General features: G+C 76.3%; 8 protein-coding genes. 4 read left to right on the forward strand and 4 right to left on the reverse strand.

All coding sequences use genetic code 11. From position 1 onward, the window contains the following. The first annotated feature begins 48 nt into the window (after window positions 1-48). Window positions 49-1,338, forward strand: a complete 1,290-nt coding sequence (locus tag ABD901_RS16405) for an ammonium transporter (protein WP_345127644.1) — start codon at window positions 49-51, stop codon at window positions 1,336-1,338. A 126-nt stretch (window positions 1,339-1,464) separates the two neighbouring features. Here ABD901_RS16405 and ABD901_RS16410 read toward each other — a convergent pair whose 3' ends face one another. Then, window positions 1,465-3,654: a beta-galactosidase gene (locus tag ABD901_RS16410; protein WP_345127647.1), complete on the reverse strand. Its 2,190-nt coding sequence runs from the start codon at window positions 3,652-3,654 to the stop codon at window positions 1,465-1,467. Window positions 3,655-3,727: 73 nt separating this feature from the next. On the opposite strand from ABD901_RS16410, the gene ABD901_RS16415 reads away from it, so the two are divergent. Both ABD901_RS16415 and ABD901_RS16420 read left to right on the forward strand, forming a co-directional pair. Further along, complete coding sequence (locus tag ABD901_RS16415; RefSeq protein ID WP_345127651.1) at window positions 3,728-5,536, forward strand: caspase family protein; 1,809 nt, start codon at window positions 3,728-3,730, stop codon at window positions 5,534-5,536. Continuing rightward, window positions 5,533-9,393 (forward strand): CHAT domain-containing protein, encoded by a 3,861-nt coding sequence (locus ABD901_RS16420; protein WP_345127653.1) that lies wholly within the window; start codon window positions 5,533-5,535, stop codon window positions 9,391-9,393. The genes ABD901_RS16415 and ABD901_RS16420 overlap by 4 nt, the downstream gene beginning before the upstream one ends. On the opposite strand, the gene ABD901_RS16425 is transcribed toward ABD901_RS16420, so the two are convergent. From ABD901_RS16425 to ABD901_RS16435, 3 genes are all read right to left on the reverse strand, one after another. After that, window positions 9,374-10,582, reverse strand: a complete 1,209-nt coding sequence (locus tag ABD901_RS16425) for an MFS transporter (RefSeq protein WP_345127655.1) — start codon at window positions 10,580-10,582, stop codon at window positions 9,374-9,376. The two genes, ABD901_RS16420 and ABD901_RS16425, sit on opposite strands and share 20 nt — an antisense overlap. Window positions 10,583-10,648: 66 nt before the next feature. Beyond that, on the reverse strand, window positions 10,649-11,311 hold the full coding sequence (locus ABD901_RS16430; protein ID WP_345127657.1) for a hypothetical protein: 663 nt from the start codon (window positions 11,309-11,311) through the stop codon (window positions 10,649-10,651). Between the two features lie 118 nt (window positions 11,312-11,429). Then, entirely contained in the window at window positions 11,430-11,789 is a 360-nt protein-coding gene (locus ABD901_RS16435) for a nuclear transport factor 2 family protein (RefSeq protein WP_345127659.1), read from the reverse strand. Between the two features lie 81 nt (window positions 11,790-11,870). On the opposite strand from ABD901_RS16435, the gene ABD901_RS16440 reads away from it, so the two are divergent. After that, the gene (locus ABD901_RS16440) at window positions 11,871-12,206 is read left to right on the forward strand and encodes a DUF488 domain-containing protein (RefSeq protein ID WP_345127663.1); all 336 of its coding nucleotides are present in this window, start codon (window positions 11,871-11,873) and stop codon (window positions 12,204-12,206) included. Window positions 12,207-12,355: the final 149 nt, after the last annotated feature.

The following is a 12,355-nucleotide window of genomic DNA, read 5'->3' on the forward strand; positions in this document are numbered from 1 at the left end:
ATCGCCGCGAGGGACGGCCACGTGGCCGACGGACCGACAGGGGGACGCATGCCGGAGGGGTTCAGCGCCGGGGACACCGCGTGGCTGCTCGTCAGCGCCGCGCTGGTGCTGCTCATGGTGCCCGGCCTGGCGCTGTTCTACGGCGGCATGGTCCGCGTGAAGAGCGCGCTCAACATGCTCATGATGTCCTTCGCCTGCCTGGCCGTGGTCACCGTCGTGTGGGTGCTCGCCGGGTACAGCCTCGCGTTCGGCCCGGACGCCGGCGGCGGCCTCATCGGCGACCTGAGCCACGTCGGCATGGCCGGCGTCGGGCTGCAGGACCTGACCGGCTCGGTGCCGACCGCGGCCTTCGCGTCCTTCCAGCTGATGTTCGCCGTCATCACCGCCGCACTGCTCAGCGGCGCGATCGCCGACCGGGCGAAGTTCGGTTCGTGGATCGGCTTCGTGGCGCTGTGGGTGCTCGTCGTCTACGTGCCGATCGCGCACTGGGTCTTCGGCGGCGGCTGGATCGCCACCCACCTGCACATCCTCGACCTCGCCGGCGGCACGGTCGTCGAGATCAACTCGGGCGCCTCGGGCCTGGCCCTCGCGCTCGTGCTCGGACCGCGGCTGGGCTTCCGGGCCGACCCGATGCGCCCGCACAGCCTGCCGCTGGTGGTGCTCGGCGCCGGCCTGCTGTGGTTCGGCTGGTTCGGCTTCAACGCCGGCTCGGCGCTGACGGCCGGCGGCGGCGCCGCGATGGCGTTCCTCAACACCCAGGTCGCCGGCGCGGCCGCGGTCTGCGGCTGGCTGCTCGTCGAGCGCTTCCGCGACGGGCACCCGACCACGCTGGGCGCCGCGTCCGGCGCGGTGGCCGGGCTGGTCGCGATCACGCCGGCGTGCGGCTCGGTGAACCCGCTCGGCGCGCTCGCGATCGGCGCCCTGGCCGGCGTGGCGTGCGCCTTCGCGGTCGGGCTCAAGTACCGCCTCGGCTACGACGACTCGCTCGACGTGGCCGGCGTGCACGGCGTCGGCGGCCTGCTCGGCACGCTGCTCATCGGCCTGCTCGCCACCGCGGCGGTCACCGGCGGCCAGCGCGGCCTGTTCTTCGGCGGCGGCGTGGACCTGCTCAGCCGGCAGGCGCTCGCGGCCGTGGTCGTCGGCGGCTACGCGTTCGGGGTCACCTGGCTGCTGGCCAAGGGTGTCGAGCGGCTCGTGGGCTTCCGGGTGCGCGCCGAGGACGAGCGGGCCGGGCTCGATCTGGTGGTGCACGCGGAGAGCGCGTACGAGCTGCACGTGACCGGCGGGCGGGTCAGCCACCTGACCGGACTGCCGGCCAAGGAACCCGTCACCGACTGAGGCGTCCCCGCCGGTCGGGGCCGCGTGGAGTTCGGTCCCGACCGGCAGGGACGCGGCAAGCGTACCCATTCCGGCGCGGTCGCGGCCGCGGGCCTCGGCGGCCCCGGCGGCCGGTTCCATGTGCCTCTATGCGACCTCGCGCCAGGCCCGCCGCCACTGCGCCAGGACGCGGTCGACGGCCAGCAGCGGCCCGGTCGCGGCATCGGCGCGCCGGCGGGCGTCGGCCGGCAGGTGCACCGGTGAGCCGGCCGCGAGCGGCAGCACGTGCAGCGTCACCGCCGAGCCCGGCGCGCACCCGGCGTCGCGGAGGCTCACCACCCAGCGCGACCCGTCCCAGAACCGGTCGGTGGCGGCCCGGCCGTCCACGCGCAGCTCGGCGACGTCCCCGGCCCAGTCGATGTGCAGCAGCGCGTCGGCATCCGGCGCAACCGCCCACGCCGGGAGCGCGACCTCGTACACGGCGGCCAGCTCGTCGAACACCTCCGGCGACGGCGCCGACGGCCTGCCGTCGCGCCGCCCGTACTGCGCCGGCACCTCCCCCGCGGCCCGCACCAACCGGACCTCGACATCCTCGGCCTCGCCGGCCCCGCCGTCGCCGTCCGGGCGCAGCGCCAGTCGCCGGAACGCCCGCAGCGCCGGGTCGTACACGTACACATCGGGCCCGCTCGCCACGACCCGCCTGTCGGCTCCCCACCGCAGGTCGGCCGCGGACAGCAGCAGCCGCCCGTCGCACACCCAGGCGGTCGCGGCGTCGCGGGGCGTCAGCACCAGCACGTCGAGCCGGTCGAGCAGCCGCAGCGGGGCCCGCCCCGGCTCGGCGGCGAGGACCGCTCCCCCGGCCGCCACCTCCACCGGCACGCCCTCCTCGGCGCACAGCACGAGCGTCGGCCCGCCCGGCCCGGGCAGGACGGTGAGCGCGGAGGCGGTCGCCCAGTCCAGGCGCACGCCGTGCACGTCGAGCCCGACCGGCCAGGCGGCGAGGGTGCCGGGCGGGATGTCGACGGGCCGCGAGGGCAGCAGCGCGCCGTCGACGGCGAAGCGGGCGCCGCGATAGGGGGCGAGGGGCACGTGCGGCTGGTGCCAGGCGAGGAACAGGAACGGCCCGCGCACCGCCCAGCGCAGCGTCGCGCCGTCCTCGACCCCGTCCGGCCGCTCGTCGGGCAGGCTCGCCGGCGCGGCCGCGAGGTCGGCGCCGAACGCGGCCAGGAACGCGTGCTGCCGGCGCAGCTCGGCGTGGCCGGGCGAGAGCGTGCCGGCCTCGCCGATCGGCGCGTGGAAGTCGTACCCGAGCCGGGGCACGTCGTTGGGGTAGCCGGTGGCGTGCGACTCCTGCGTGCCGCCGGGACCGGGCGGGTTGGTGCCGCCGGCGTACATGTAGAACCCCTGCCAGACCGACCCGCTGCCGATCTTGCATAGCGCGACCGCGGCCACGTCCCGTCCGCTCGGGCGCGGCCGGCGGTGGTACGCGGTCGCCATCCCGCCGCCGAGCTCGCACGTGGCCGGCGGGAACGGCCCCGGCGCGGCGGCCGGGCGGGGCGGGTCCCAGGCGTCGGAGAAGAAGAAGTGTGCCCGGAACGCGGGGTCCCACGGCGCGTCGGCGTCGGTCCAGAAGCCGTCGGCGTAGCCGCTGTACACCGGCATGACCTCGCGCGGCGGCAGCACCGCGCCGTCCCAGGCGGTCGCCGTCCACAGCGGCGCCGCGAGCCCGGCCGCGCGGGCGAGCCCCTTGAGGGTGACCAGGTGCCCGGGCCGGTCGAGCAGCTCGTTCTCGAGCTGGACGGCGAGCAGCTTCCGCCCGCCGACGGCCGCGCCGATCCGCCCGAACCAGGCGCGCACGAGCGCGAGGTAGCCCGGATCGTCGCTTCGGTGCACCACCGGCGCCGCCCGCACCCAGTCCGGGAAGCCGCCGCCCCGCAGCTCACCGTGCACCCACGGCCCGATGCGCAGCACGACCTCGAGCCCCGCCGCCCGGCAGCCGTCGAGGAAGGCCCCCAGGTCGAGCCGCCCGTCGAAACGCACGGCGCCCCGTTCGGCCTCGTGGTGGATCCACGGCACGTACGTCGACACGACCGTCACCCCGCCCGAGCGCATCAGCTCGAGGCGCTCGGCCCAGCGCTCCCGCGGCACCCGGCTGTAGTGCAGCTCGCCGGAGACCGGGACCCACGGCCGCCCGTCGCGCAGTAGGTGCCGGTCGGTGAGCGCCAGCCCCGCCCGCGCGTCGCGGGCCGCCGGCATCGGCGCGGCCACCGCAGGCCCCGCCCAGGCGCGCCGCCGCACGCCGAGCGCGGCGGCCGATGCCGGTTCTGCGGGCCGCATGATCCGCTCCTCGTCCTGGTCCGTCGCCGCCGTTGATCACACCGTACCCGGGCGCCGTCCGTCAGGAAGCAGTGTGAGCACGCTGTACGCCCTGCTGGTCGGCATCGACCGCTACCGGTCGCCGTCGGTGCCCGCCCTGGCCGGCTGCGCCAACGACGTGGCCGACGCCCGATCCCTGCTGGAGCACCGCCGCGCGCCCGGCACCGACCTGCACGTCCGCCGCCTGCTCAACGACGAGGCGACCCGTTCGGCGATCGTCGCCGGCTTCCGGACCCACCTGGCCCGGGCCCGCGCCGGCGACACCGCCCTGTTCTGGTTCAGCGGCCATGGCTCGGCGGTCCCTGTCCCCGACGCCCTGTGGCACCTGGAGCCGACCGGCCTCCTGCAGACCCTGGTCTGCGCGGACAGCCGCACGGACGACCACCCCGACCTGCTCGACAAGGAGCTGGCCGTGCTCCTCGACGAGGTGGCCGAGCGCGGCGCACACGTCGTCGCGGTCCTCGACTGCTGCCACTCCGGCGGCGCGAGCCGCGGCCCCGAGGGCCTCCGCCTGCGCACCGCCGCGCCGCGCACCCTGCCGCACGAGCGTTTCCTGCTGCCCGGTCTCTGGCAGCGGTACCGCCAGGGCGTCCCCGAACCGCGCGCGCTCACGCTGGCCGCGTGCCGCGCCACCGAGCAGGCCCGCGAGCGCCGCCTCGACGGCCGGGACCGCGGCCTGTTCAGCTGGTCGCTGACGGCCGCACTGCGCCGTTGCCCGCCGGCGACGACCTACCGGGACCTCCTTGCCGTCGCGCGGGGCGAGGTGGAGCGCTGGTCGGTCGCGCAGCGCCCCGAGCTGATCCCGACCGGCCCCGGCCCGGCCGACCAGCCGTTCCTGGGCGGCCGGATCGCTCCCGCCGCCGGCCTGACCATGCGCGAGGGCCGCGACGGCTGGGAGGTCAACGCCGGCCTCTGCCACGGCGTGCCCGCCGTTGCCGGCGACCCGGCCCGGTTCGCGGTGGACGGGCCGCCGCCCGTGCGCGAGGCCGAGGCGCGCCGCGTGCTGACCGGCCGCACCGTGGTCACGCCGCTGGGCTGGGCACCCGACCCCGGCCGGACCTACCGCGCGGCGCTGAGCCGGGTGCCGGCCCCCGCCACGACCGTCGCCGTGGACGACGGCGTCCCCGCGCTGCCGGCCGGCCCGTCGGCCCACATCCGCTTCGTCCGCGCGGCGGAGCCGGCCGAGCTGCGGGTCCGCCCCCTCGCGGACGGCGCGCTCGGCATCCTCGACGCCGAGGGCCGGCCGCTGCACCGCGAGACCGACCCGTGCCGCGTGGTGGCGGCGCTGGAGCACATCGCGCGCTGGCGACAGGTCCGCGACCTGCGCAACCCGCTGTCCCGCCTCGCCGGCGCGGTCAGCGTCGAGCTGGTGGAGCCGCATCCGGGCGAGGCGAGCGCGCCGGCGGACCGCCCGGGCCTGACCCCGGACGCCGGCGGCGGCTTCGAGCTGCGCTACTGCCCGGCGCCGCCCGAGGTCTTCATCCGGCTGCACAACCGCTCGCCGCGCCCCCTGTACTGCGCCCTGCTCGACCTCACCGACACGTTCCGCATCCACGCCGGCCTGTTCCCCGGCGCCGTGATCGCTCCGGGCCGCGCGGGAGCGGCGCTGGACGGCCGCCCGGTCGCGTTCAGCCTGCCCGCGGGGCGAGATCCGGCGCCCGGCCGATCGGCGCGCGACTGGCTGGTCCTGATCGTCGCCGAGGACGAGTTCGACGCCCGCGCCTTCGAACTGCCCCGCCTCGGCGGCCCGTCGCCGAACCGCGACACCCGGCCCGCCGCCGGCTGGGGTGCGCACGAATGGTCCGCCACCGTGATCCCGGTCGTCACGGCGGTGCTGCCATGACCACCGCCGCAGAGCGCATCGTCGCCTTGGAGGCAATGTTGGAACGCAACGACGCCGGCCTGGACGGACCGACGGCGTTCGGCGATCTCGGCCGCGCCTACACCGAGCGCTACGGCGAGACGCAGCACCGCGCGGACCTGGAGTCCGCAATCGTGTTGCTCGGCATCGCACACGGAGGCGAGCCCGATCACCCCGATGCCCTCGTCTGGCGATGGTGGCTCGGCCGCCTCCACGACGAGCGAGCCGGCCTCGACGACAGCGTGCCCGACTACGACGAGGCGGCGCGGTGGCTGCGATGGCTCTACGCCGACATGCCCGCCGACCACCCCGGCCGCGACGAGATCGCCGTCGCGCTCGCCGACTGCCTGTGGAGCCGCTCCCGGACGGTGCGCTACCGCGGCGCGGACTCGCCCGGCATCGAGGAGGCGGCGGCCGAGTCCGGTCGCCTCATCGCGGCCCTCGAGGCGTTGCGGCTCAGCGGCGCGAACCCGGTGGCGACGCACTACGTGCGGCTGCTGTCCGGCGCGGCACACATCGAGGCGTCCGCCTACGTCGACGACCCGCCCGACCGGGCTCACCTCGACGCCGGGCTGGCGGCCGCGGATCCGGCGATGACCTCCCTGCTGGCGGTCCGCGCGACCCTTCCGGACGAGGTCGCCGACTGGGTCGGCGACGGCCGGCTCGCCTACGTCGCCGGCCTGCTGTCCCTGGCACACGACAGCCGGGACGACCACGACCGGGCGGTCTCGGCGGCGCGCACGGCGCAGGAGCTCTTCCGTGCGGGCGACCCGGAGGCGCCGCTGCCGGACGACCTCGTGGGACAGCTCGCCGACGGGCACCTGGGCCGCTGCCTCGCCCGCGCGGACGCCGGCGACGACGTAGGGGCCCGCGCCGACCTCGACGCGGCGATCGCGGCGCGCACCGAGCTCCTCGACCGCAGATGGGACCCGTGGACCGCCGCCCTCCTGGCCGAGATGCTGCGGGTCCGGGCCGAGCAGGACGCGTCCGCGCCACAGGCCCGCCGGGCGGTCGAGCTGCTCGAGCGGGTGGTGCGGGAGTCGGCCGATCCGCAGCCGTGGGACGAGTACCGCGGCCTGGCCCGCGCCGAGGCTCTCGCCGGCGAGCTCGAAGGCGACCAGGACGCCCTGCGCGCCGCGGCCCGCCACTTCGACGCCGCGCTCGCCTGCGACATCCCCGACCACGACGAGCTGCTGGCGACCATGCGGGAGCGCCTCACGGTGCAGAGCGCGCTGGAGGACGATCCCGCGCTGCCCGGCGTCGCCGCGGCGTGGCGCGAGCTGATCGATCGCGGCCACCAGGCCCTGCTGCGCGCCGAGCGGGCCGGCGCCGACCAGGTGGCCATGTCCTGCGCCCTCCTCGGCCTGGCGGAGTTGGTACTCACACCGCACGGCCTCCGGCCGGCCGACTCCGCACGTATCCGCGGCCTGTTCGCCGTCGCCGCCACGGCGCGCAGCGCGAGGCCGGAGTGGGCGGCCTACGTGGACCTGGGGCTGGGCGCGCTGGAGTACCGCGAGTACCTGGCCGACCCCCATGCGGCCTCGGACGGCGGCATAGGCCGGTTGGCCCGGGCGGCGGCCGCGCACCCCGACGCCGCAAGCTCACCCATCGGCGCCGTACTGCGCCTCGTCATGGACCACCGATCGGAGTACACCGGGTTCCGCCGCCCCGGCGGGCTGCGCTTCACCGGGCCCTCCGACGCCTCGGTGGCTGCCTACCACGAGTTCGTCGAGCTGAACGCGCGCAACGACCGGGCCGGCCTGCTCGCGCTCGCCGAGCGGTACGCCCCGGCCCTCGAGGCGCAGGACGCGCCGCACCTCGGCTACACAGCCATGGCTCGGACGCTGCGGATGGTGCATCTGCTGGCCGATCCGCCGGCGGCGCCGCCGATCGAGCTGCGGCCGCTGCGCCGCGAGCCCGGCCTGGCCGGCGACATGGAGATCGCGCACGACATCACGCTCTGCGGTGCCCTGGTCGACCAGGGCACCGCAGAGCGGGACGCGGCCGTCCTGCGGCGGGCGGCCGCATACGCGGAGTCCGCGCTGGGCCTCATCGGCCCCGACGAGCCGCGGCTGGCCATCGTCACCCACCTCGTCGCCGGTGCCGCGCGGCTGCGGCTCGCCCAGTGGGGAGAGGACGTGGCTCAGGCGCGGGCCGCCGGCGAGCACTACGCGGCGGCGATGCGACTCGCCGGGGGCCGCGAGTATCCGATGTGGTCGTCCCTCGCCGTCGGGCGCGCGGAGGCGGTGCGGATCTGCGGCGACGCGGCCGCGGCGCGCTCGATCGGCATGTCCGCGCTGCAGGGCGTCGCCTGGCAGGTGGCCGTGAAGGCCGGCACGGACTACGCCATCGCCGCGGCCCGCACCGCCGCCGGCATCGCGCGGACGGTGGCGGGCTGGTGCCTGGCGGACCGGGAGCGCGAGGACGGCGTCGACGACGAGCTCATCGCGGCCCTCGACGCCGGGCGGGCGCTGGTGCTGCAGGCCGCGGCGAGCGCCCGGCAGATCGCGGACCGCCTCGAGCTCGCCGGTCAGGGCGTCCTGGCCGCGCACTGGCGCCGGACCGCCGGCGACGGGCACGACCTCGTCAGCGGTCGACCGCTGTCCGAGGCCGACGAGGACCGAGCGGTGCCGGACGAGCTGCGGCTGACGGCGCTGCGGGCGCTCGGCGACGGCGGCGCGGGGGTCGCGGGCTTCGAGCCGGTCGCCCCGGCGGCGATCCGGGCGGCCCTCGCCGGGCTGGAGGCCGACGCGCTGGTGTACCTGCGGGCCGGCGACGACGGCGAGCCCGGCGCCGCGGTGATCGTGCCCGCGCACGGACCGGCGACGGTGCGCTGGCTGCCGCGCCTGCACGTCGGCGACGACGCCCCGGTGCGCCGCTACGCCCGGCGCCGGGCGCAGGCGCGCGACGCTGGGCCGAGCCCGTCCGCCGCGGCGGCACCGGCGGGCGACGAGCTCGACGAGGTGTGCGCCTGGGCGTGGCGGGCCGCGATGGCCGACCTCCTCGACGTCGCCGCGGGCTGGTGCCTCGGCCGCCCGGCCCGCCTGGTGCTCGCGCCGCTGGGTGTCCTCGGGGTCGTGCCATGGCACGCGGCCCGCGGGTCAGGGCACGCCGTGCGCGAGGCGGTCTTCTCGTACACGCCGTCGGCGCGGCACCTGTGCGCGAGCGCGGGCGCCGCGCCGGCCGCGGGCGTCGGCGCCGCGCTCGTCGTCGGGGACCCGGGCGGCGACCTGTACTTCGCCGGCGTCGAGGCGGGGGCGATACACCGGCAGTTCTACCCGGGCGGCACGTACCTCGGGCGGGCCGAGGGCACGCCGCAGGGCGTGCTCGGCTGGATCGACGCGGCGCCGGCCGGCCCGCTGATGCTGCACTTCGCCTGCCACGGCGCGATCGACCCGGCGCGGCCGGCGCTGGCGCACCTGGTGCTCGCCGGCGGGGCGCCGCTGGCGGCGAACGACCTGCTGGACCGGGCCCGGCGGCAGGAGCTCGACATCGGGGAGGTGTTCCTGGCCGCCTGCACCACCGGGGTCACCGGCGACGACCACGACGAGGCGCTCAGCCTGGCCACGTCGTTCCTCGCGGCGGGGGCGCGCACGGTGTTCGGCTCGCTGTGGCCGGTGCTGGACGGCGACACGTCGGTGCTGATGTACATGGTGCATCACTTCCTGCGCGCCGGCGGCTGCCGGCCGGCCGACGCGCTGCACCGCGCGCAGCTGTGGATGCTCGACCCGGGCCGGGCACTGCCGGAGCGGATGCCGGCCGAGCTGCGGCGGCACTGCGCACCGGGGACGGTGTTCGGCACCGCGTCGTGGGCCGGCTTCACGCACGTGGGCCGGTGACCTCCAGGGCGGCGGGCCGGCCGCCGCGGGCGACCATGAGGCGCCACACGATGAGCTGCAGCACCGACAGGGTCAGCGCGAACGGCATCAGCGTCCAGATGCCGACGTGCTGCGCGAGCCAGCCGGCCAGCCAGGGCAGGCCGGCGCCGCCGATGACGGACACGCCGTTCATGACGCCGATGGCGGTGGCGACCAGGCGCGGCTCGACGAGGTCCGGCACGACGGCCATCGCGGTCGGGAACAGCGGCGCGAGGAAGAAGCCCAGGAGCACGAAACCCGCCGTGGCGACCGCGGCGATCGGGGCGGCCCAGATGAGCGCGGCGCCGGCCGTGACCCCGGCCAGGCACGCCGTGGCCATCGCCGCCGGGGACATCCCGGCGCGGGTCGCGGCCGGGCTGATGAGGAACCGGCCGAGGGTCAGGCCCAGCCAGTAGCCGCTGATGGTGTACCCGGCAACCAGCGACGGCTCGCCGTGCTCCTGCACGAGGAACGTGAAGCCCCAGTTGCCGACGCCGATCTCCAGCCCGACGTACACCGACAGGAACACCGAGGCGAGCACGATCACGGGCCGGCGCAGCGCCTCGCCGAGCACGCCGCTGGGCCGCGGCGTGTCCGGGTGCGCCGCCGGCGGGGTCGTCCGGGGGTACACGATGAGGAAGCCCGCCGTCAGCGGCACGGCGACGGCGCCGAGGACGAGCCAGACGGCGGTCCACGGCAGGTACTGCAGCAGGCCGGCGGCCAGCAGCGGGCCGAGCAGCGCGCCGACGCCGAAGAAGGCGTGCAGCCGGTTGAGCAGGGTGGCCGGGCGCGGCAGTTGCGTCAGGTACACGTTGAGGATCGACTCGAGGATGCCGGTGCCGTACCCGGCGAGCAGCTGCACGGCGACCAGCACCGCGAACGGCGGGCGGGCCGCCATCGCGAACGCGGCCGCGATGTACGCGACGCCGCCGATGGCGAGGGCGACGCGGATGCTGACCCGGTGCAGCAGCGCGCCGGCGGTGGCGCCGGCGACCATGAACCCGGCCGAGGACGTGAAGAACGTGATGCCGATGGTGGCCTCGTCGACCCCGTAGTCCGCGATCTGCGCCGGGATGAGGATGCCGCCGACGCCGGCGCCGAGCCCGACGAGGACGAACGCCGCGTAGGACAGCAGGACCGGCGCCGGACCGGGGCCGCGGGTCAGGTTCACCGCCCGATGGTAAGGGCCGGCACGGCCGCCGGCCCATATCCTGGGTTTTCGAAAACCGTTGTGGCATCAGGCCTTCGGCGTCGCGGCGATCATCGCGTTGGCGAATGCGACCAGATTGCCCCGCATGGCCGCGGCGTCCCACGGCTCGTTGCCGCCGGCGTTGAAGCGCACCTCGACGTAGAGGTTGTCCTGCGAGCACACCAGCTGCGCCTCGATGCGCTTGTCGCCGTAGCTCAGCCGCTTGGTGAAGAACGCCTGCGCGCCGCAGCCGCCGACCTTCTCGCCGCTGAAGCCGGTCATGTTGGGGTACAGCTTCCACGCCTGCTCGTAGCGCGCGGCGGTCTTGTCGTCGGCGGCGGCGAAGGCCTTGACCTCCTGTGCGCCGTCGTCGGCGGCGAGGAAGTAGTCGCAGCCGGTGAGCGGCAGGTCGCCCGTCTCCTGCGTCGACTCCCCCTTGCCCTCGCCGACGCGGGGGCCGAGCAGCTTCAGGTCGCCCAGCGCGCAGGGGTCGCCGGGCTGTTTGTAGGTGGAGACGGCCGCGGGTGCGGCCGCCTTCTTGCCGGTGTCGGCCTTCTTGCCGGTGTCGACGGTCAGCGCCGCGACGATCCCGCCGCCGCAGCAGAGCGCGAGCACGCCGCCGGCGATGCCGAGCACGAGGCCGAGACGGGACTTCTTCTTCGGTACCGGACTATGTGGAACGCCCTGGAAGGGCGGGTTGGGCATGGTCATGGTCGCCGAGTCTCGCCCCGCCGGGCCGCCCGCGCCGTCGCCGTGCGGATGTTCCCGCCGTCGGCGATCCGACGCGACGCGCATCGGACAGTGGGCGGTGATACCCGGCGGCGGGCGTTCAGAACATGCCGTCGGCCACGGGCTGTACCACATCCCAGTGCTCGGCGATCAGACCGGCCTCGAAGCGCCAGATGTCCACGACGGCCGTGCCGGCGCCGCCCGGCTCGGTCATGAGGTAGTGCGCGACGACGTACTCGTCGTCGGCGACCACCCGCTTGAGGTCCAGCCGGGCGCCCGCGACGGGTGCGGTGCGGATGAAGTCGACGAACGCGTCGCGGCCGGACGGGTTGCCGGGGCTGTGCTCGACGAAGTCCTCGCGCAGCACGGAGTACAGGACATCGACGTCGCCACCCGCGAAGCGGGAGAAGGCGTCCAGGAAGCGCCGCCGGTTGGCGGCGGCGCCGGTCGTCTCGGTCATACCCCGCACGATCCCCCGCCGCCGGCCCGGCTGTCGATGACCTCGCGTTTCATGGCGTGGCAGGGTTGAGGGGTGGTACACGTGAAGCGGGCATACGACCCGCCCGACGCGGACGACGGCCGGCGGGTGCTGGTCGACCGGCTGTGGCCGCGAGGGCTCAGGAAGGAGGCCGCCGCGGTCGACGAGTGGCTGCGCGCGGTCGCACCGTCGGCGCCGCTGCGCAAGTGGTACGGGCACGACCCGGACCGCTTCGCCGAGTTCGCGCAGCGCTACCGGGCCGAGCTGGGTGACGCCGAGCACGCCGAGGCGCTGCGGGAGCTGCGGGAGCAGGCCGAGGCGGGGACGCTCACCCTGCTGACCGCCACCCGCGACCTCGAGCACGCCCACACCGCGGTCCTGGCGCAGGCGCTGTCCTAGCTCCTCGTCAGGGGGCACGACCTGCCCGGACAGCCTTCCCGCCATGCTGTATGGCTTTCCGGCTGTTGTCTGTCGCGCCTGGCCACCCGAGTCCGGCGAGTCGTCGCCGTTGTTTGGGCTCGCAATGCCGGGTAACGAGAAGCCCGGCG

It is taken from the genome of Dactylosporangium darangshiense (assembly GCF_039537565.1).
GTDB classification, from domain to species: Bacteria; Actinomycetota; Actinomycetes; order Mycobacteriales; family Micromonosporaceae; genus Dactylosporangium; species Dactylosporangium darangshiense.

Bases quoted from the DNA above. Each gene is read 5' to 3' on its own strand.
- ABD901_RS16430 (WP_345127657.1), bottom strand. From the start codon at position 11,311: ATGACCATGCCCAACCCGCCCTTCCAGGGCGTTCCACATAGTCCGGTA.
- ABD901_RS16420 (WP_345127653.1), top strand. From the start codon at position 5,533: ATGACCACCGCCGCAGAGCGCATCGTCGCCTTGGAGGCAATGTTGGAA.
- ABD901_RS16410 (WP_345127647.1), bottom strand. From the start codon at position 3,654: ATGCGGCCCGCAGAACCGGCATCGGCCGCCGCGCTCGGCGTGCGGCGG.
- ABD901_RS16435 (WP_345127659.1), bottom strand. From the start codon at position 11,789: ATGACCGAGACGACCGGCGCCGCCGCCAACCGGCGGCGCTTCCTGGAC.
- ABD901_RS16405 (WP_345127644.1), top strand. From the start codon at position 49: ATGCCGGAGGGGTTCAGCGCCGGGGACACCGCGTGGCTGCTCGTCAGC.